13 protein-coding genes and 1 pseudogene are annotated in these 20,109 nt (G+C 64.8%); 4 read left to right on the forward strand and 10 right to left on the reverse strand.

Annotated features, from left to right (window positions below):
* Window positions 1-19 precede the first annotated feature (19 nt).
* Both ACSFBF_RS25250 and ACSFBF_RS25255 read right to left on the reverse strand, forming a co-directional pair.
* Window positions 20-2,302: a hypothetical protein gene (locus ACSFBF_RS25250; RefSeq protein WP_435471802.1), complete on the reverse strand. Its 2,283-nt coding sequence runs from the start codon at window positions 2,300-2,302 to the stop codon at window positions 20-22.
* Window positions 2,296-4,032, reverse strand: coding sequence for a hypothetical protein (locus tag ACSFBF_RS25255; RefSeq protein ID WP_435471804.1), 1,737 nt, complete (start codon window positions 4,030-4,032; stop codon window positions 2,296-2,298). Before ACSFBF_RS25255 ends, ACSFBF_RS25250 begins: the two co-directional genes overlap by 7 nt.
* Window positions 4,033-4,268: 236 nt before the next feature.
* On the opposite strand from ACSFBF_RS25255, the pseudogene ACSFBF_RS25260 reads away from it, so the two are divergent.
* Window positions 4,269-5,624: pseudogene (locus ACSFBF_RS25260) on the forward strand (YifB family Mg chelatase-like AAA ATPase); the annotation flags it as partial.
* A 30-nt stretch (window positions 5,625-5,654) separates the two neighbouring features.
* Here ACSFBF_RS25260 and ACSFBF_RS25265 read toward each other — a convergent pair.
* The 6 genes from ACSFBF_RS25265 to tssJ all read right to left on the reverse strand — a co-directional run bounded on the left by ACSFBF_RS25265 (window position 5,655) and on the right by tssJ (window position 15,587).
* Window positions 5,655-7,673, reverse strand: coding sequence for a serine/threonine-protein kinase (locus tag ACSFBF_RS25265; protein WP_435471806.1), 2,019 nt, complete (start codon window positions 7,671-7,673; stop codon window positions 5,655-5,657).
* A gap of 61 nt (window positions 7,674-7,734) precedes the next feature.
* Entirely contained in the window at window positions 7,735-8,448 is a 714-nt protein-coding gene (gene tagF, locus ACSFBF_RS25270) for a type VI secretion system-associated protein TagF (protein ID WP_435471808.1), read from the reverse strand.
* Between the two features lies 1 nt (window position 8,449).
* Window positions 8,450-12,109 carry a type VI secretion system membrane subunit TssM gene (tssM, locus tag ACSFBF_RS25275; RefSeq protein ID WP_435471810.1) on the reverse strand — a complete coding sequence of 1,220 codons (3,660 nt, stop codon included), beginning with the start codon at window positions 12,107-12,109 and terminating at the stop codon, window positions 8,450-8,452.
* Entirely contained in the window at window positions 12,109-13,509 is a 1,401-nt protein-coding gene (locus tag ACSFBF_RS25280) for a DotU family type VI secretion system protein (RefSeq protein ID WP_435471812.1), read from the reverse strand. Before ACSFBF_RS25280 ends, tssM begins: the two co-directional genes overlap by 1 nt.
* A gap of 8 nt (window positions 13,510-13,517) precedes the next feature.
* The gene (tssK, locus tag ACSFBF_RS25285; protein ID WP_256217028.1) at window positions 13,518-14,813 is read right to left on the reverse strand and encodes a type VI secretion system baseplate subunit TssK; all 1,296 of its coding nucleotides are present in this window, start codon (window positions 14,811-14,813) and stop codon (window positions 13,518-13,520) included.
* A 255-nt stretch (window positions 14,814-15,068) separates the two neighbouring features.
* Window positions 15,069-15,587, reverse strand: coding sequence for a type VI secretion system lipoprotein TssJ (tssJ, locus tag ACSFBF_RS25290; protein ID WP_435471814.1), 519 nt, complete (start codon window positions 15,585-15,587; stop codon window positions 15,069-15,071).
* Between the two features lie 150 nt (window positions 15,588-15,737).
* Here tssJ and ACSFBF_RS25295 point away from each other — a divergent pair, with 150 nt between their 5' ends.
* From ACSFBF_RS25295 to ACSFBF_RS25305, 3 genes are read left to right on the forward strand one after another with little or no spacing between them, the layout of a single operon-like run.
* A complete protein-coding gene (locus tag ACSFBF_RS25295; protein WP_435471816.1) occupies window positions 15,738-16,124 on the forward strand; it encodes a TssQ family T6SS-associated lipoprotein in 387 nt (128 codons plus the stop codon).
* Between the two features lie 58 nt (window positions 16,125-16,182).
* Complete coding sequence (gene tagH / locus ACSFBF_RS25300; protein WP_435471818.1) at window positions 16,183-18,150, forward strand: type VI secretion system-associated FHA domain protein TagH; 1,968 nt, start codon at window positions 16,183-16,185, stop codon at window positions 18,148-18,150.
* Window positions 18,143-18,958, forward strand: a complete 816-nt coding sequence (locus tag ACSFBF_RS25305) for a PP2C family protein-serine/threonine phosphatase (protein WP_435471820.1) — start codon at window positions 18,143-18,145, stop codon at window positions 18,956-18,958. Before tagH ends, ACSFBF_RS25305 begins: the two co-directional genes overlap by 8 nt.
* A 15-nt stretch (window positions 18,959-18,973) precedes the next feature.
* Here the strand turns inward: ACSFBF_RS25305 and ACSFBF_RS25310 are convergent, their stop codons facing one another.
* Both ACSFBF_RS25310 and ACSFBF_RS25315 read right to left on the reverse strand, forming a co-directional pair.
* Window positions 18,974-19,357: a DUF4150 domain-containing protein gene (locus ACSFBF_RS25310; protein ID WP_435471822.1), complete on the reverse strand. Its 384-nt coding sequence runs from the start codon at window positions 19,355-19,357 to the stop codon at window positions 18,974-18,976.
* 41 nt (window positions 19,358-19,398) lie between these two features.
* Window positions 19,399-20,091 carry a DUF3540 domain-containing protein gene (locus ACSFBF_RS25315; RefSeq protein ID WP_435471824.1) on the reverse strand — a complete coding sequence of 231 codons (693 nt, stop codon included), beginning with the start codon at window positions 20,089-20,091 and terminating at the stop codon, window positions 19,399-19,401.
* Between the last annotated feature and the right edge of the window lie 18 nt (window positions 20,092-20,109).

The following is a 20,109-nucleotide window of genomic DNA, read 5'->3' on the forward strand; positions in this document are numbered from 1 at the left end:
GTACTCGTAGAAACGGTGCTCAGCCACCGAGTTTGATTTTGTGCAGTTCGATCAGCTTGGCGATGACTCTGATCTCTGCCTCTCGCCGCTTGGTCAGGACATTGGCGCTCGCGTTCTGGTTTTTCTCCCCTTGAAGGTTCGACAGGGCGTGCTCCAGTTGGATCACATGTGATTGCGTGACGACGTGATAGCTACAGGTTGCGCAAGTCTGAGGGGAGGCACGGCTTCGATCAAGTCCCATTTCTTGGTCGGAATAGCATTTGCCTTTCAGACTTGAGCGAGAACTTCCCGCCATACAGGTTCCATGACCGAACGGCAGTGGCAATTGACCTCGCTCCACGAGGACATCGGCCAACACCTTGCTCTGCGTTGCGTTGTTCAGGCTTGCATAGTGAAGGCCCAGCTTGAGGTTCTGATGAAATCGCTGAACCAGGCGGCTGTAGCCCCCAGAGTACGTGGCGCGCCCGTCGACAACGCTGGCGACAAAGGCATGAAGCTTTTCTACGCCGACCTGCCGGACGTCTTCGTCAAGAGCCCGCCGGTCGTCTTCGATGGCGGCCCGGTGGGCAGGCGTGAGGCGTCCGTACCGCTCCACTCCGCGTGCGCCGAACGGCGTGGTCCATGCGTCGGTCACATAGTGCCTCGTCATCTCAAGGTCGCGGTGTTGCAGCTGTTGCGCAAGACTAATCAGCGTGGCGTTCTCATACCTGTAGTGATAGAGCAGCGCGTAGGCTCGCCGCAGCATGTGCGCCTTCAATGGTGAACCATCGCTCAGGACAAAATCCCTGCCCGGGGTCGCCCCTCCTTTCGGCGGCTTGGCAAATCGGAACCGTCTGAGTTTCGCTCCAGCCAATGGAAGCAAGAAGGGCATGCAGAACAACGTGTTGTCCTGAGGAAGCGGTCCCTCGGCCGGATTACCGTCGAGTCTGGCGAGTTGCCTTGCGACGTCACTCACCCGCTTCAACCCCGCGACCGCATCGCGTGTAGCCTGATTGACAAAAAACGGAACATAGTCCCGGACGGTCTTCTCAATATAGAACTGACAGACATGTACGTCCACGCAACCGACGACCTGGCTCAGTGCACCTGCATGAAGACCGATGTATGAATGCTGGATTTCGTCCTTTCGGCGACCGTTCATCGCTGCGATGATGATGAAAGCAGCGGTGTGATAACGATCGACGATTCCGACCAAGGGTATATCGGTTGATTTTCTGCCGCGGCGAATCCCCACCTTGCTTCCCAGCTCCATTTCAAGGAGAGCTCGACTGGGGACCGCATCGAAAGCCAGTCCGGCTCCCCGAAGGTCCCTGTTCCCGGGATTGCACTGATGCCAGATCAGCGTTTCTTCCAGCATCTGGATGAGTGGCGGGCCGACTGTGTAGACCCACCAGAAAGCGGTCTTCAGGAGCTCCGCCAGTTCGTCGGGCGCAATGGATCCAGTTCGCTGGGCTGGAATGCGAGTGACACGATCAGCCAGTGCTTCTGGCGAAGTAAAAGGCAAAAATTTAAGGCCGCCCTGGTCTATCTCTGCCAACATGTTGATGACGCGCAAGCTTCCACTAAGCGTGGCAGACGAGCGCGGAACTGCGTTGATACGCTCCGCTTCGACGAACGCAGGGTTGATGCTCTCGCCGGGCCGCACCAAGCGCCTCGCAATTACCAACCGGGCAAGCGCGAGTTCCTTCGACCGAAGGGTGGTACCGATCAACGCATTGAAGCTTTTGTGAAGTGACCAAACCCCTTTCCCCGCGTAGCGCTCGCCTGAGACCAAAGCTTCGACCTCGGCGAGAGTCATCGTGTCAAGGGCCTGATTCGTTCTCTCGACGAGCTTCAACGCACCGGCCCAACCTTCTCGTGCAAGAAGCTGTGGAAGCCTAGCGAAGTGCTGAGGAACCCAATCCTCAAGCCGATACAGCCCGTTCAATCGCCCATACTCAAAAAGCTTCGAGATCCCACTCACGAGCACACCCACCCATGTCTCGCGCGATTTCGATGGCACGGATCTCAAATAGTGGTTGTCCACCACCTGCAGAATGACCGATACCAGATCCGGGCGCTCTGCAAGCGCGATGGGAGCACCAAATGGCGCGTCCGGAATCCAGTATTCCCTCAGGTCGAAATCCTTGTACTCGGAGCCGCCTGCCAGTCTGAAATCCCGTTTAACACGAATCACTGCGCCGTCGACCAGGGAGACCCAGCCGCTGCGCAGTTTTATCTCGTTCAAGTCGAAGCTTTTTGGCACCGGCGCGCCTACACCTAGCTCAGCATCGAGCGCGAGAGACGATCTGGAATTCACCATTTTTTCATTTCCGCTCTGAGAAGATAGCCGTAGGGACCCTTGTCGATTACGCCGCTTAACGCAAAATTGAACAATAGGGATGGCGCATAAGCTGCTTCAAAAAGAGGCAGATTTTCGTTGGCCAATCTATGCCAGTTCTTCTCATAGAAGAGTGTGGTTTCCGCGATCTCTCGGATGCGATCCGCGTCGATATGTATGACCCGATTTTTACATCCACCATCCTGATGACAATGACGCGCGTCGCACATCCCATGCTCCAACCACGTATCCACTGGCGGCGATGAAGGATCAACGCAAGTTGCGCCGTCGCCAATGGGAGAGAAAAATTCAGCTGCGGCAGTTTTCCCGTCCAAAAACATATCATTTGGTGCAGCTACACCAGGCAAGCTCGACATATATCGAATCGAGGAATCCAGGCGACGCTGAAACTCTAAATTCAAAGATGAATTTAGACGATTCAATAGGAGCTGATCGAGATAGTGGGCGGTGGTCGAGATGCTTACGTGTCCAGCAGCGCGACGTGCCGCCTCTACTCCCCCAGACTCTACATAAATCAAGGCAAGTGCCTGCGTACGAACCTGATCGTACGAAAAAGGTGTCAACGCGTATTTTTTCTGGAATTCTCGGAGTATCTGGTTCTCCGGAAAAAATTTAACACTTGGCCCACCGCCCCCATAAAACGTGCCCTTAAGCCAAATCGAATTTTCCGAGTTTTCAACCCATCTGAATTTCTTCAACTCTTCCAACCGGGCAATCAAAAACGTCAGAGCCCAATGTGCTTGAGTGTCCTGCGTTGAAACAACCACAACCGGAGTTTCGTCGTCAGTCTTCTTCTTGAATGCCTGGATGACATAATCCTTTCCACGGATTTTTATGCCATCAATATTCATGCTCAGGACAGAGCTTATGTTCCAGCAGGTTCTTATCTGTAGTGTCAAAACGCACGCAACCAAGAGCCTCGAATCCCCTAGGTAGGGCAAATAAAGCAAATGCTGAAATCTTGTATAAATTCGCGTGCCGAAAATTTTTTGAGCGTATTCCAAAAGACGTTCTGCACCTGCAAACGAATCACGGTGTGGTAGTCTTTTTACCGGGCGCGAGTGAACGTAGTGACAGTAATATGCGAATAATTTTTCGTCGCTGACGCGCAGCAATCTCGTGTTTGATTCGCTACCTTTCAACAAAAATGCATGCTCTATAAGGGCCACTTCCGTGAGGGTTAGCGACAACTCGCGATGTTTCAAGACCCATGCGGCATGGGTTTCGAATTTCTTGATTTCTAGCGCGCATGCGCTAAGTACGGCCTCCAAGTCGTCTCGAAGCAACTGTTTTGTTTTTCTTTTCAGATCCGCCACCGATCCATGTTGAATCGCACCTAGCGGCCTTCCTCCCGCGCTGCCTGAAGAAACCATGTCACTGATGAGCGGACGAGGAGGAGATTCTTGATATGGCATCCTCCTGTATGCCGCATGCAGGCGCTCTGGTTCGGTGAATTTCTCGTGCTGAATAAAGAATTGCTTCAGCAATAATCTGAGTGAATAGGCAATCTTTTTTTTGGTCGCAGTAGCGATCGAAAGCGGATGAACCAACTCATCCAACCTTCTGAAGAGTTGTAAGAGATCCGCTGCACGAAGTACCTCTATTTCGATGGAGGTCACGGATTTCCATAGAGATTCGGGGGCGAGAAGGTTCAGCGATTTTTTCAAGCAGTCGAACGTGGGGATAGCCATCGCGGAAACCAAACTGCGTTCGGCATGCCACTCCAAGAACTCGCGCAGCCAGCCATCTTTTGTGACGTGATATTCCCGTAGGCACAACGTTTTCCATCGAGTTTGCCGTCGTCCACGACTGCATATCAGAGTTAGAAATTCCATCACTACCCTTCTCGAACACAGTAGTTCTCGAACGCGAGCTACCGAGCTTGTTGTGATTTCGCTCTGTGCTCAAAAATCATGCTACATCCGCACTGACCGTGAACCTTGCGCCGGCCGACCTGCCGAAGGACTCCGGGCGCTTCGATCTGCCGATTGCGCTGGGCATCCTCGCGGCCAGCGGACAGATCGACAACGCCCGGCTCGCCGGCCACGAGTTCGCCGGGGAGCTGTCGCTGTCGGGCGAGCTGCGGCCCGTTCGTGGTGCGCTGGCCATGGCGCTGGCACTGCACACGCGCGGCGTTGCCACGCGGCTGGTGCTGCCCCTGGAGAGTGCACAGGAAGCCGCACTGGTGCCGGGCGGCGAGGTATATGGCGCGAAGCACCTGCTCGATGTGGTGCGCCAGTTCATTGCAGAAGGCAGCGATGCCGCCTCGCAACTGCCCGAATCGTTGGGCGACGACGGCTGGGCGCGCGTCCAGGCCGCGCCGGGCGCGGTTGCGCCGCAATACGCCGACCTGTCTGAAGTGAAGGGGCACGCCGGCGCCAAGCGCGCGCTCGAAATCGCGGCAGCCGGCGGCCACAGCTTGCTGATGGTGGGCGAGCCGGGCTCGGGCAAGTCGATGCTCGCGCAGCGCTTTGCGGGCCTGCTGCCGGCAATGCACATCGACGAGGCACTGGAGAGCGCGGCCGTGGCCAGCCTGGGCGGCCGCTTCGCGACCGAGCGGTGGATGAGCCGGCCAACGTGCTCACCGCATCACACGTCGAGCGCGGTGGCGCTGGTCGGCGGGGGCTCTCCACCCCGGCCCGGAGAAATCTCGCGAGCGCACCACGGAGTGCTCTTTCTCGACGAATTTCCGGAATTCGCGCGCTCAGCCCTCGAAGCGCTGCGCGAGCCGCTGGAGACCGGCACCATCACCATCGCCCGGGCCGCACGGCGCGCCGAATTCCCCGCGCGCTTTCAACTGATTGCCGCCATGAACCCCTGCCCTTGCGGCTATCTGGGCTCTTCGTCGAGACCCTGCCGCTGCACGCCGGATCAGGTCTCGCGCTACCAGGGCAAGCTCAGCGGCCCGCTGCTGGACCGCATCGACCTGCACATCGAAGTGCCCGCGGTGTCGGCGCAGCTGCTGCTCGAAGCGCCGCCGGGCGAATCGACCGACAGCATCCGCACCCGCGTGGTCGATGCGCGCGAGCGTGCGATACGGCGGCAAGGCCACGCCAACCAGTCGCTGCAAGGCGCTGCCATCGACCGGCATGCCGTGCTCGACGACACGGCGCGCAAGTTCATGTTCAACGCGGCGAACAAGCTCGGCTGGTCGGCGCGCAGCACGCATCGCGCGCTCAAGGTGGCGCGGACGATTGCCGATCTGGAGGGCGCAGACGCAGTGCAGGCAGCGCATGTGGCGGAGGCGGTGCAGTACCGCCGGGCGCTGCGCGGCGCCAAATGAACGCGGGAGCCAGCCGCGGCGCAGACCGTACTACTTGAACTCGTGGCTCACCACAGGCGCCGACTTGCTGTCCTGCACCGTCACCCGCTGCCGGAACACCTCAAGATCGCCATTGCGCACTTCGATGTTGTAGATGCCCGGGCGCAGCGACAGCGACTTGAGCGGTGGGCTCACGCCGCGGTCCGCGCCGTCGACGAACACCTGCCCCCAGGGGCGGACGTTGAACACCACGCGGCCCATGCCGGGTGGCGCCGCAGGTGTGGCAGGAGCGGCTGCAGGTGCGCCCGGCGTCCCGGCGGGTGTTGCACCCGCCACGGTCGTCGTCGTGGTGCCCGGCGGCAACGTGCCGGGCGCGACAGGCACTGACGGCGGCGAGAGCCGGTTGATTTCGGCGATTGCGTTGCGCGCCTCGCGCGCATGCACGCCGCGGCGGTAGCGGCGCAGGTAGGCCTCGTAGCCTTCGCGCGTGTTCTCGGTCTGCGCGAGGTTCCAGTCTTCGGCTTCGGCGGTGGCGAGCGCGGATTCGGGCGGCGCGGCCGGTGGGCCGACCGGGACGTTCTCCAGCGGTGTCAGCGGCGCCGTGGCCGTAGCGGCGGGCGCACTGGCCGGTGCGGCGGGCAGCGGCGCTGCTGCACTACCGCCGGCCACAGGCGTTCCAGGCGCGGCCGGCACGCCATCGGTGGTGGTGGCCGGTGGCATCGCCGCCGGCGGTGCGGTGTTGCTCGACATCGGCGCGGCCGGAGGCGGCACCGGCACCATTGCGGTCTTGGTTTCCTGCGGCTGCATGCCCGAGGTCAGGCGCAGGCCGATCCAGCTGCCCACGGCCGCGAGTGCGATCAGCAGCACGCCCACCATGCCCCATGGCGGGCGCTTGAGCTTGTTCTTTTGCGCGGTTGGTGCTGCGGCCTTGTCGCGGTCCTGTGGTGCGGCGCGCGGTGCGGGCGCCGGCACTGGCACCACTCTCGGCTGCTCGGGCGCGGCTACCGGCATCGGCTCCAGCGGCACCGGCGCCGACATCGGCGAGAACTGCTGCGGCACCAGCGGCGGAGGCGGCGGCGTCGCCGACACGGGCGCCGCGGGAATGATCACCGTCGGCGCGCTCATGCCGCTCACGTAGATGTCGCCGAGCTTCACAAGCCCCAGCTCGGTCGCGAAGGCAGCCACGGTCTGCGTGCGGTCTTTGCTGTGCACGGCCAGCGTGTGGTCGACCGCGGCGCAAAAGCTCGGGCTCAGGTCGTCGCGGCCCATCGACGACAGGGGCACGTAGGCGTCCTGCACGCTGCGCACCACGGCCGAGGGCGGCGGATGGCCCGTGACCGCGCGGTACAGCACGGCGCCCAGCGCGTACATGTCGGTCCACGCGCCCTGCAGCAGCGTGTTGTCGTCGGCGTATTGCTCGATGGGCGAGTAGCCCGACTTCACCATCACCGCCACTTCGTCGACGAGGTCGGCAATCGATTTTCGCGCCGCACCGAAGTCGAGCAGCACCGGCAGGTCGTCCTGCTGGATGAAGATGTTGTCGGGCGCGATGTCACGGTGGAAGCACTGGCTGCGGTGCAGCGTCTCGAGCGCACCCAGCAGTGGCCCCAGCATGCCGAGCAGCCAGGGCTCGGTGATCCTGCCCGGCTCGTCCTCGGCCAGGCGGCGCAGCGTGCGGCCCTTGTAGAGCTGGATCGCCATGTAGGCGGTGGAGTTGGCCTCCCAGAAGCGATGCACACGCACCAGCGCCGGATGGCTGAACTGCGCGAGCGTGCGCGCCTCGTTGATGAAGCTGCGCAGGCCCGCCTGGAAGGTGGCCGTGAGCCGCTCGGAGCGCACATGCACGCTGTTGTCACCCACGCGGCGCGCGAGCATCGAGGGCATGTATTCCTTGATGGCCACCTCGCGCTGCAGCGAGTGGTCGTAGGCGCGGTAGACGATGCCGAAGCCGCCTTCGCCGATTACCTCCAGCAGTTCGAATTCGGCCAGCCGGTGGTTCACGACCAGCGGGTGCGGCCGTTCGTCTTCCGTATCGGCTGGCGAGCTTCCGATGCCGTGCGTCGTCGTCATGCTTCTCCTCCTGCGGGGCTGCTGTGGCCCATACGACCTCCTTGGCCGGTCTGGCTCTTCTTCATGCCCATGGCACATGCCCCTGCGAAAACAACTTGGAAAACAGCGGTGTGTTGAGGCCGCCGCCATGGGCAGCGGTCCGCAACGGCGATCCGTCGGCCTGGTTGGTCCACCAATAGCTGGTGCTGCCGAAGGGGTCGAAGCACAGTGGAAGCTCTGGCCAGCCCAGGGGCTGCTGGGCGCTCGCGCCACCGGCTGTAGGTCCGAGGATCGAGAGGATGTCGTCCGAGCCGCCACTGGCCGTCTGGAAGCCGGCGCGGCCCGCGGCCAGCACCTGGCTGTCGAACTGGTCGGGCGCCACGCCGTGGCGGATGGCCTGCAACAGCGCGGTACCGCACTGCCAGTACCACGCGGCCGAGCCTTCGAGCACCGACGGGCGGTAGTTCTGCGCGGCCACCTGCAGCGTGATGCACACGGGGTAGTAGCGGCCCACGCGGTCGCAGCTCGGCGCGATGCAGCCGAACTGCACGGCGTCCACGCCCTGCGTGGCGGGAATCGCGAAGTTCCACACCGGCGCCACGGCGTAGTGCCGCGTCATCGCATCGGGCCAGCGTTTGAAGCTGCCCAGGCCGTTCTGCATCCAGCGGTCCCACCAGGCCTGCAGCTCGCGCGGCATGCGGCGATAGAGAAAGTCGCCGGCGGCGGGCAGCTTGCCGTACCAGCCGATCTGTTCGTCGACGGGCACCCAGGCTTGGGGAGGAATGCTGCTGTTCATTTCAGGATTTCCCCGGGCAGGAGAAGCCGTTCATCTGCGGCAGGCGCAGCGGGTTGTAGACGCTGTTGGCCGTCACCGCGAGCACCACCTTCTTGCCCTGCAGGTCGAAGCTCGCGTTGAACGATTCGGGCGAGCTGCCCGCGGAGATCGAGGCCTTGTCGAACAGCCGGTGCAGCGCCCACGGCCCTTCAGTCACGATGCCGCCGGCCGGCGTGCCGTTGGCCGTGGTCACCTGCAGGCGCACCTGGTTGCTGTTGCGCGGGCCGGGCCACTTGATGGTGCTGGGCGCCTGCGGGCCGTGCGCGTAGCGCACCGTCTGGCCGTCGACGTCGAGCGTGAACTGCGTGAGCGCCGCGTCCATGTCCTCCGGCCGGATGTCGATGGTGAATGAAGGCGTGCGCCCGCCCGCCATGCCAGAGAAGAACACGTCGCGGATGGCCTGCGCCTTCTGGAACGAATCGAGGTATGCCGAACGCCCCGCCGCGCTGCCGTCCACGCCGCGCTTGAAGGCCCACGGATTGACCGAGGTGTCGACCTGCGTGACGAGGTTCTTCTGGAAGAAGTCGTCCATCATCCCGCCCGGCGCGAACAGCTGCGCGAAGTCGCCCGAGGCCACGTCGCGGTTCGATCCGCGCGTGAACGGATAGCGCCCCGCAATCGCCTGGTTGCAGAACGAGCCTATGCTCGCCGCCGCGCTCTGCCCGATGTTCTGCCGCGTTACCGCAGCTGCCTTCGACGACGCAGTGGCCGACAGGTCGTTCAGCATGCCCTGAAACGGCACCGGCAGGCGCCCGGCCTCGGCCTGCACCTTGGTGACCGAATCGCTGGTCGGCGGGATGTTGCCGCTGCGCAGCGCGGTGTCGGTGGCGGTGAGGTAGTTGTAGAGCTCGTTGATGAGCGCTGCCGTCGCGTCGATGGGCGCCTGTCCGCCCTGCTTGGGCGCGGTCACCATGCGGCGCAGCGGCTCGAAGTGGTTGTCCACCAGCGACTCGGGGCGGTCTACCCGCGTGTTGCGACGCTGGCTGCCATCGGGCTGGCCGATGAGCTGCTCGATGCGCTCGCGCGTGCTCTGCACGCGGTTCTGCGCCTGGTCGAGCAGGCTTCGCGCAGCCTCGTCGTGGTTGCGCAGCAGGTCGGTCTCTCGCGCCGCGCCGCGGATGAGCCGCGACATCGGCGACTCCGCGGTCGAGAGCACGCGCGTCATCTGGATGCTCTGCAGCAGCGAACGGCTGTCGGCCAGGCGGATGTCGACGAGGTAGTCGTCCCACACCTTGATGTAGTCGGTGAGGTAGAGCCGGCGCACTTCGCGCAGCAGCAGCTCGCGCGAGGTGATGTCGGCGATGCCGGGCGCGCGGATCTGCAGCACCCAGCGGTCTTCCTGCTCGAGCGACAGCGTGGTCTCGGCAATGCGCTTGTCGAAGATGTCCCAGTAGCCGCGGTAGGTGAACAGCGTGGGAATGCCGTCGGTCAGCGGCTTGCCGCTCGCACGGCGGATGACCAGCGCCGACTCGGCCCCGCCCGCCTCGGCGATGGTGAAGGCATTGGGCTGGCTGGTCTGCAGGAGGATGCGGCGCAGCCGCGCATACGAGCGCTGTGCCAGCGGCACGCCGGCCAGACGCTCGCGCGTCTGCATGATGAGGCGGTCGTCCTTCGCGAAGGGCGAGGTCAGTACGCGCCCCACGAACAGCGCCTTCAGGTGCGATTCGAGGTTTGCGCGCTGCTCGCGCGTAAGCGAGGCGCCGATCTTGCGGTCTACGTCGGCGAGCAGCCAGGCCTGCAGGAAGTCGGCGTCGTAGCGCTCGGCGTCGTACAGCATGAGATACGCCTTGAGCGCCTCGTAGCTGTATTCGGCATCGATCTTCGCGGCGTCGCGCAACGACTGCTCGACGCGCTGCGCGGCCTGCGGCAGCAGCACCGTCTCCAGCGCGCGCTGGTATACGCCGTCGGTCGCGGCCTGCAGCTTCTCGCCCTGGTAGAGGCCAAAGCGGTAGGAGGTGGGCGGATCGCCGATGTCGAAGTGGTTCGACTTCGGCAGGTCGCGCAGCTTGTCGAGGATGAGCAGCGAGCTCGCGATGTCGCCGCTCGAATCGACCACCGTCGGCAGCTCGCCGCGCGCGGCTGCTTTGTTGAAGGCCTTGGCGTTGGTGTCGACCTCGGCCACGTAGTCCTTGTTGTTGCGCCAGCTGTTCACGCATGCACCCAGGAACAGCACCAGCAGCACGCCGATGGCGCTGTAGCCCGCGATGTCGATGGCCCGCTTGCGCCGGTACCAGCGCAGGTTGGTGCCGGCCACGCCCGCGTCGCGGAAGATCACCTGCTGCAGCAGTTCCTTCAGGAAGTAGCTCTTGCCCGGGCCCGGCGGCGGCGCTGGCGGCGCGTTGACCTGCAGGTAGCGCTTGATGGCGCCCATCACGCGGTCGAAGGCCGTGCCTTCCTGTGTGCCGCTGGTGAAGTACACGCCGCGCAGCATCGAGGCAGCCTCGAACTTCGAGGGGTTGAACACGTCGGCCAGGAAGGTGCCGAGGATGTCCTCGAAGCTCGCGAACTGCTGCGGCAGCAGATAAGCCTGCGCGCGGCGCATCGGGTCGGACTCGGCCGCCAGCAGCTCGGGCAGGCGCTCGTCGAGGCGCTGGTGCAGCAGCTTGTATTCCTGATGGAAGCGCTCGCGCAGGTCGCCGCTGCCCACCGGGGCCGCACCCTTGCCGGCCTTGTTCGCCGGATTGCCCTGAATGGGGAAGGTAAAGCCCCACACCTGCTGCCGCTCTGCACGGCCCAGCGAGCCGAAGTACTCGTTGAAGCCGGCCAGCAGGTCGGTCTTGGTGACCAGCACGTACACCGGGAAGTCGATGCCCAGGTCGTTGCGCAGCTCCAGCAGCCGCTTGCGCAGCGCCATCGCATGGCGCGCGCGCTGCGCGTCGTCGGCCAGCGGCAGGTCGGCAATGCTGATGGTGAGGATCGCACCGTTGATCGGCTGGCGCGGACGGAACTTCTTCAACAGATCGATGAAGCCCTTCCACTCGCCCTCGTCGGTCTCGCGGTTGCTCTCGTGCGTGGTGTAGCGGCCGGCCGTATCGATCAGCACCGCTTCGTTGGTGAACCACCAGTCGCAGTTGCGCGTACCGCCGATGCCGCGCACCGCAGCCTTGCCGAGCTGGTCGGCCAGCGGAAAGTCGAGGTCGGAGTTCACCAGCGCGGTGGTCTTGCCCGAGCCCGGCGCGCCAATGAAGATGTACCAGGGCAGCTGGTACAGGTACTGCCGGTCGAACAGCGAGAAGCGCCCCCCGGACTTGCCGTCGGCTCCTTCGCCGAAGCGCATGTTCTTCAGGATGGCCGTGGCGTCGGTGAAGCCGCTTTGCAGTTCCTTGATCTCGGGCGCGTCCTCGGGCTTGGCTTCCTTCTCTTTCTTGGAAGGGGTGCGCAGCTGGTTGAGCAGCTGTGCATTGAGCCGGCGCTCGCGCCACTTGCGGTAGATGACGCGCGCGATCCAGATCGCGAACATCAGCGCGATGACCACGATGCGCACGATCTCGTCTTCGAGCGGGCGGTAGCGGCCCACCGCAATGGCCGGGCCGATGATCCAGATCAGGAAGGCGAGCGCGACCAGGCCCAGAAAAACCCACAGATCGCGGCTGATGAGAAAACGGAAGATGGCGCGCAGCATCAGCGGGTGCCTCCGGGCTGCGGTGCTGCTGGAGCGGCAAGCGGCGCAGAGTTGGCGGGCACGCCGGCCACGGGCGCCACCAGCAGCGTCACCTCAACGCGGCGGTTGCGCGCACGATTGGCCGCGGAGTCGTTGGGCACGATCGGGTCGGCATCGCCGCGGCCTTCGGCGCGCAGGCGTTCGGGCCGCGCAAGGCGCGTGGCGATCATTTTCTTCACCGCGTCGGCGCGGGCCTGCGAGAGTTGCCAGTTGGAGGGAAAGCGCACGCTGCGGATCGGCTGGTCGTCGCTGAAGCCGCTGACCAGCACGTTGCCGTCCACGGCATTGAGCGCATCGGCCACGCGCGCGAGCACCGGCGCATAGCGGTCGAGCACGCGGTCGGAGCCCGAGGCGAACAGGCCGTCGCCGCGCAGCACCACCACGCTGCGGTCGGCCTCGTCGCGCACGGTCAGCAGGCCGTCGCGGATCTCGGGTTCGAGAAAGCGCTGCAGGCGCGGCGTTGGCGCTGGCATGACCACGGCACGCGCGGTCTGCGGCAGGCGTACCGCGTTGACGGCCGCAAAGGCGCCGTCGGAATGGCCCGCAAGGTTGAAGGTGAGCAGCGCGAAAACGACGAGCAGCAGCACCGCCGCCACCGCGCCCACCGCCCACACGGGCAGCCAGTTGCGCGTGCGGCGCACGGGTGCGCTCGCGTCCTGCCAATGCGGCGACAGCGGCACGGCGATTTCGCCGCGCGTCTGCCGGATGATCTGCAGCAGCCGCTGCTTGAGCGTTTCAAGCTGCGTGCGGCCGTTGTCGATGACGCGAAAGCGTCCCTCGAAACCCATGGCCAGGCAGAAGTAGATGAGCTCGATCAGGTGCAGGTGCTGCTGCGGGTTCTGCACCAGGCGCGACAGCAGCTGGAAGAACTTCTCGCCGCCCCAGGTCTCGTTGTGGAACATCACCAGCAGGCTCTGCGACGACCAGATGCTGCCGCCCCACGGCGTGAGCGCCGCGGCCTCATCGACCGCAGTGCACAGGCAGTAGCGCGCACCGATGATCACTTCGGGCGAAATGCCCGCCTGCTGCGCGCGCGTTTCGAAGCGGCGCACCTCGTCGACGAGATGCTCGCGCAACTGCGCAGGCGCGGGATGGTGCCCGGTGGCGCGAATCTGCGGAATCAGGTCAAGCAGCGGATTGGCGGCCGCCACCAGCGGGTTGTTGCCGGCGAGCGCCGTGTCGCCCGCATGCGGGCGCCGTGCGTCGTGCCATGCGGTGAAGGACTCGGGTTGCGCACCGAGGCCGCTACCACCACGCAAGGCATTCGGCATGCCGCCTGCGTCGCCCATCGCGTTGCCGCCACCAGGATTCGGCGGCACGAAGCCTCCCGGACCGACGGCCATGTCGTTGACACCGTTCATAGAGTCCCTCACGGACGGATGGCCCAGAACTCCATGGCCAGCCCGGGAAAGTCACCGGCCAGGTGCATCGCCACGCCGCCCGATTTTTCGAGCTGGCGCCACATGTCGCCGCTCTTGTCGAGTTCGAAATAGTGGTAGCCCGCGTTGTACGGAATCTGCCGCGGCGCAACCGGCAACGGACGCACCACCACGCCCGGCAACTGCAGTTGCACAAGGTCGCGGATGCGCTCGACCGAGCCGATCTTCACCTGCGTGGGGAAGCGCTGCTGAATGGCATCAGCCGGCAGGTCGGCATGCACCGCGAGCACGAAGCCCGCGTTGCGCACCAGCACCGGGTCGGGCATACGGCCCACGCGCACGCCGTGGCTGCGCTCTTCCAGTTCGATGGCGATCGCGCTCTGTTCGAGCACGGCCGACAGTGAACGCCGCAGCTCTTCGAGCAGCGGACGGATGCACTCATTGAGATTGTCGTGGTCGTATATCGGCCACAGCACCGGGCGGCGCGTGGGTGATGTGTGCGTGGCCAGATGGCAGGCCAGCTTGAGCCAGTCGACGAACAGGTTCTCGGGGTGCACCTGCACCGCCTGCTGCGAATGCCACGTGAGCGCAAGGTAGCGGTTAACCAGCTCGAGCAAGAGGAAGTCAGAGACCTCGCTCACGCCACCGCGCCCCGGCTGCGACAGCCGCGAGGCCAATGCCTCGGAGCGCTGCGTGAGCAGGCCGTGCAGCTCCGCGATCATGCTGCGCAGCATTGCGTGCGCAGAAGCGTCGAGCACCGGCGGAATGTAGTTGGCATCGACCACCAGCTTGTGGTCGGTGCGCCGCTCGATCACGCGCACCGCGCCAATGGCCTGCCATTCGGCGGTGAGCGAGGAAGCACGTGCAAGACGCAGGCGCGGCGCGGCGAGCTGCAGCACGGCGGGGCCGAGCGCCACCGCATTGCCGTCGTTCACTTCGCGCTCGATCACGCCGAAGCGCGCGGCCGAGCCCTCGTCTTCCGCGAAGATGACCTCTTCGCTGCCGGGCCTGCGCAACGGCAGCGCGAGCACGATGAGCTCGTCGGTGAGATCGGTCGGCACTTCATAAGGCAGTGGCGCGTCTTCGGCACCGAACGAGAACGGCGTGCCATCGGGCATCACGCCCGCGCCGCCGAGCAGCGACACACGGCCCAGCGCATACGCGTCGCGGTCGATCTCCAGACTCAGCCAACCCCAATAGGCACCTTGCAGGCCTGCGGTGCGCCGGGTCACGTATTGCTCGACATAGCGTTCCATTTGCTGGAAATGCTGCGGCCGCAGGTACATCCCTTCGGACCACACCACGCGATTCGCCAATGCCTGCGGATGGGCGCCATTCTTTGCGGCGCCCGAATTGCGAACTGTCACCAAAAGACCTCCTGGGGAGTGCTCACATCGAAGCGGGAGATGCGCTGAGGAGCGGCCTCCCGGTCCACTTGTTTTGCTCCTGATGCTACACGGCGCGTCTTACGTTTTGCACCGCATTTCGCTCACGAATTTCTCGCACTTTCGTACTAGCAAGCCAGCACCCCAAGCCGGAAATTAACGACTTGGTAGCAGCTCTATGCCCGTCTTGCGCACGGCAACGTGCACGGCCTGCTCGCTCGGCGAAAACTGCCACACCTTGTACAGGTTGGTTTGCTTCGGTTCCTTCAGCGGCAACACGATGCGCCAGCGCGCGGCCTCGAGTTTGCGATAGCCCGCGATGATGCCGATGGCGCGCGAGTCGAGTCCTGCTTCGCGCTTGAACACGCGCTCTTCACCGCTGCGCATGATGGCCTGGTCGGCGTTAACAAGCTCGGTCATGAGCGTCTCGCGGTCGCGATCCTGTAGTGCAAAGTAGTCTGCGGTTTCGAAGTTACCGGAAGATTTCAGTTCGAAGACCTTGACGAGGATGGGTGCGGCCTGGCCGCGTCCGTCGGGGTTGACGCCGTCGTCGATCCTGACGGTGACGGCGTAGGGCGTGGGCATGGACTTGGCTGTCGATGCGCATCCACTGATGAGGCCCGCAAACAACGGTGTGGTGGCAAGTGCGCCTTGTAGCAAGCTTCGTCGATGCATTGAAATCTCCCCGAGGGTTCGCGGCCTATATTATCGAAGTCATGCGCACTTACGATGGCGCATAACGTGCATGTCGCAACACAGCGGCACACTATCTCAAGCATTCCTTTTGCAAGGTAGGAGAGAAGATTGAAGTCATGTCTGCCTGCTTTGGCGTTCGCTCTTTTCGTGGTCGCGGGTTGCACGACCACACCACCGCCGGAGCCCGCGCCGCAACCCGAACGACTGAGCCAGCAAGTGGCGCGCACCACGCTCGAGAAGGCGCAGCAAGCGTATGACGAGGGCGACTATGCCAAGGCCGTCAGCACGCTCAAGAGCGGCGGCGTGTCGGTGTTCGAAGGCGCCGAGCCGGGCACCCGGCTCGATGCAATGAAGCTCGAGGCCTTCAGCTACTGCGTCGGCAACCAGGTGGCCGAATGCCGAAACCAGTTCCGCAAGATCCTCGATGCGTTCCCGACCTTCGAGCTCAACGTGGCGGAGCGCAAGCATCCGGTGTGGGGCCCCGCGTTCGAGGCCGCCAAGCGAATGAAGCGTTGATGAAGAACATCGCGGCGGCCACGGTGCCGCGGCGCGAGACGACGAACACGGAGAAGCCATGCGTTGGACAGTGATCGAACATGCCGGCAAGCCGGTGACCACGGGCCCTTCGGCATTGCTCGCCGCGCCCGGCGGAACGATCGGACGCAGCCCCGACAACCACCTCGTGCTGCCCGACGAACAGCGACAGATCTCGCGCCTGCAGGCCACCGTGCGCTTCGACGAAGACGGCGTGGCTGTGCTGCGCAACATGAGCGCGGTGCTGCCGATCAGCGTGAACGGACACACGCTCGCGCACGAGCAGGAAGCGCGCGTGGCCGATGGCGACCGCGTGGCGATCGGAAGCTATTTGCTGGAGGCCGCGAGCGCGCAGCGTGCGGCGCCTGCGGTGGCTGCGGCTCCGGTGCCACCGCCTTCACCACCTCCCCCGCCCCCACCACCACCGCTGCAATCGGTGCAGCCGCCAATGGCCGCGCCGATGTCGGCGAGCCCCATCGACGCGCTGCTGCCTTCCTCCGGCACATCCGACGTGTTCTCCGATCTGTTCGGCGAAGGCGCACTGCCCATCGGCGACACGCAACCCACGGTGGCGATGCCACCGCCGCGGCAGGCAACGCCCGTGCCGCCGCCTACGCAGCCGCCCGTGTACGCACCAGCGCCGCGAGAGTCTTTCGCCGCGCCCCTGCAGCCGTTCGCACCGCCGCCGCCACAACCGAAAGCGAGCCCGACCCTTGCATCGTCACAGATCCCTTCCGCGGCTGACTGGGACGCCATCCTCGCCAACGCACCGCGCCGTGTCGACAGTACACCCGCGCCAATGCCCGACCCGATGGCGCATGAGCCCTTCGAGTTGCCGTCGCAGGCGCGCCGCAACCCGGTCGACCCGCTCGCGGAGCTGAACCCTGACGCGGCCAACGACATGTCGGACATGGCGCTCAAGCGCGGCGTCGATCCGCTCTCGTTCTTCGCGGCCGACGAGAGCGCGCATTCGCCGCTGACCGACCCGCGCCCCACCGCGCTGACGCACACCGACCCGATGCTGCCGGGCGACACGCACCCCGCGCTCGACCTGCTGCAGAACAACAGGCCCGCCGTGCAGGGGTACAGCCATTCGAACCATGCGCGCGAAGTGGCGGCGCAGTTCCGTCCGCCGAATCCGGTGGCGATGCCGGCGCCTGCGCCCGCACCCGCGCCCGTTGTCGAACCTGTGAAGGTGGAGGCACCGTCGCCACCGCCACCGCCTGCGCCCGTTCCACCACCTCCTCCGCCTCCTCCTGCACCGCCGCCCGTGGTGCAAGAGAGCCCGCCCGAGCCGCCGCCTGTCGTGGCGCCGCCCGTAGCTGCCGAACCCGCGGTCGCGCCCGTCGTCGCCGCAGCAGTAGCGCAACCGGTGGCGCAACAACCCGTAGCGCCATCATCCTCATCGGAAGCCCTCTTCAAGGCTTTCCTCGAAGGCGCAGGCGTCCCCGAAGTCGCCGGCCAGCAGCCGCTCGACATTGAGGCCATGCAGCGCCTGGGCCGCATCATGAGGGCCTTCACCGACGGCACCATCGAGCTGCTGTCATCGCGCGCCATGCTCAAGCGCGAGGTGCGCGCCGAGATCACGATGATCGTGGACGAGGAAAACAATCCGTTCAAGATCCTGCCCAACGGCCGCGCCGTGCTGATGCAGATGTTCGGCGCGCGCATGCCCGGCTTCCTGCCGCCCGAGGCCGCCGTGCACGACGCGCTCGGCGACCTGCAGTCGCACCAGCTCGGCATGGTTGCCGGCATGCGCGCCGCGCTGCTCACGCTGCTCAAGCGCTTCGATCCCGCCGTGCTGAGCCGCGAGACCCCGCACGACGGCAGCCTGGGCGAGAAGCTGCTGCCCGGCGGCCGCGAGGCGCGCCTGTGGCGCGAGCTGCAACAGCTGCACACCGAAACGACCGCAGCCGTCGAAGACGACTTCCAGGCCGTCTTCGGCCGCGCCTTCCAGCAGGCCTACGACAAGGAAATGGAACGGCTGAAGGAGGCACGCCGTGCTTGAAGCCACCCGCTCTTTTGCCGTGCCCATATCAACCTCGCAGTTCTCCTGCGTGGGCGAACGCAGCGGCAACCAGGACGCCATCGGCTACCACCTCGACGAGCGCAACGGCTGCTTCGTGGTGAGCGACGGCGTGGGCGGCAACGCCGGCGGCGAGCTGGCCTCGCGCATCGCCGTCGACACCGCCCTCAACACCTTTGTCGATGCTCCTTCGCTGGCCGCCGACAACATCCAGCGCTGCGTGAAGGCAGCCAACGACGCCATTCTTGCGAAGCAGCGCGAACTCACGGAGCAGAGCCGCATGAGCGCGACCTTCGTGTCGCTGTTCATCGACCGCATCAGCAACCAGGCCTGCTGGGCCCACGTGGGCGACAGCCGCCTCTACTGGTTCCGCCGCGGCGCGCTGATGCAGCGCACAGAAGACCACAGCCTGTCGGAGCGCTCGGGCGATGCGGCCGCAAGCCACCAGAACGGTGGCGAGCGTCTGGTGAAGACCAACCTGCTCTACCGCGCGCTGGGTGCACGCGCCACGGCCGAAGCCACCATCACCGCGCCGCAGCGCCTGGCCGATGGCGATGCATTCCTGCTTTGCACCGACGGGTTGTGGCAGCTGATCTCGCAGCAAGTGATGGAACGCTCATTGCAGCTGGCCGACAGCGCGGAAGAGTGGCTCGCACTGATCCGCCGCGCAGCCGAGGCCAAGGCCGATGAGACGCAGGACAACTACTCGGCGCTGGCGGTGTGGGTGGGGTTTCCGCAGCAGGTGACGCTGGCGGGGACGGCGGCGCCAGCGCAGATCGCAGCAACCTGAATTACCTGCACGCCCTCAGGCCATCAGCACCAGGATCTTGGGCTGGCTCGGCACGATGCGCATGCCCATCGCGTTGCCGCGGTTCTGTCGCGTCATGCTCGTCAGGCGCGTCTGCGCCGAGCCCTTGATCAGCATCGTGAACGCGCCAAGCGTGTGCCGCGACTCGCCCATCACGCTCTGTACTGCCACGCCCAGGCCGATGCCCGCGTTGTCGCCGAAGGTGATCGGCGTGCGCGTTGCCAGGTTGTGCGCGGGGGTGCACAGGTAAAGGATGTTCCAGGCTTTCGGAATCGCGGTGGGGCCGAGCGCGAAGTTGGGGTACGGAATCGGAATGGCCGGCGACTTGCAGACGTCCGGAAAGGCAAGGTCCATGCCCATCAATTGGCAATTGGCAAACATGCGGCGTCTCCTTCGATGGTTGGAAAGTCTTGGGCTGTGCTTCAGCCCATGTGAATCTGGCTGGCGTCGGCCTTGATAAGGTCTTGCGCCGTGACCACGGTGTTCTTGCCATGCAGTCGCGCCATCTCGCTGGCCTGGTAGTCGATGTGCGACGCACGCACCTGGTCGATGCCCTCGGTCATCCGGAATGCGGTCTTGCTCAGGTGCACCAGCCGTTCGACGATGGCTTCGTAGACACGGCCGATCACACGGATGCTGAGCACCCTGGCCTCGGCCTCCTCGCCCTGGTAGGCGAGCCGGCCCACGCGGCAGTCGGCCGTGTCGGCGTCGATTTCCAGCTGCGGCGTGCCCATGCGCAGGCCTTCACGGCCCTGCAGCAACAGCTGCGTCGCACTTTCGATGCTGACTGCACCGCGCTCGGAAGCCAGGGTGAGATCGCCGCTCACATCCAGGCGCGAGGTGCGCGCATCGGCCTGCTCGGCCACCGCGGTGAGATAGAGGCGCTTTGCATCGGGCCCGCTCACGAGCACCAGGTCGCCGATCTCGGGACGCAGCAGGCAGCTGGCGGCGCGCTGGCAATGCAGCAGGCGGCCTTCGCTCTCCACGCTGTAAATGCCGCCGGGCAACGCCGAGGTGACGCTTCCGAGCGCGTTGACGGCGCCGCTCTCCGGGCCCGCGCGGTGTTCGGCGGCCGCCGGCTGGGTCGATGGCGATCTCAGGGAAGTGACATTCATGGGAAACCTCGATGTCCT

This window comes from Variovorax nivicola (assembly GCF_051216475.1).
GTDB lineage: Bacteria > Pseudomonadota > Gammaproteobacteria > Burkholderiales > Burkholderiaceae_C > Variovorax.

Bases quoted from the DNA above. Each gene is read 5' to 3' on its own strand.
- ACSFBF_RS25250 (WP_435471802.1), bottom strand. From the start codon at position 2,302: ATGGTGAATTCCAGATCGTCTCTCGCGCTCGATGCTGAGCTAGGTGTA.
- ACSFBF_RS25255 (WP_435471804.1), bottom strand. From the start codon at position 4,032: ATGGCTATCCCCACGTTCGACTGCTTGAAAAAATCGCTGAACCTTCTC.
- ACSFBF_RS25265 (WP_435471806.1), bottom strand. From the start codon at position 7,673: ATGACGACGACGCACGGCATCGGAAGCTCGCCAGCCGATACGGAAGAC.
- tagF (WP_435471808.1), bottom strand. From the start codon at position 8,448: ATGAACAGCAGCATTCCTCCCCAAGCCTGGGTGCCCGTCGACGAACAG.
- tssM (WP_435471810.1), bottom strand. From the start codon at position 12,109: ATGCTGCGCGCCATCTTCCGTTTTCTCATCAGCCGCGATCTGTGGGTT.
- ACSFBF_RS25280 (WP_435471812.1), bottom strand. From the start codon at position 13,509: ATGAACGGTGTCAACGACATGGCCGTCGGTCCGGGAGGCTTCGTGCCG.
- tssK (WP_256217028.1), bottom strand. From the start codon at position 14,813: ATGTACCTGCGGCCGCAGCATTTCCAGCAAATGGAACGCTATGTCGAG.
- tssJ (WP_435471814.1), bottom strand. From the start codon at position 15,587: ATGCATCGACGAAGCTTGCTACAAGGCGCACTTGCCACCACACCGTTG.
- tagH (WP_435471818.1), top strand. From the start codon at position 16,183: ATGCGTTGGACAGTGATCGAACATGCCGGCAAGCCGGTGACCACGGGC.
- ACSFBF_RS25310 (WP_435471822.1), bottom strand. From the start codon at position 19,357: ATGTTTGCCAATTGCCAATTGATGGGCATGGACCTTGCCTTTCCGGAC.
- ACSFBF_RS25315 (WP_435471824.1), bottom strand. From the start codon at position 20,091: ATGAATGTCACTTCCCTGAGATCGCCATCGACCCAGCCGGCGGCCGCC.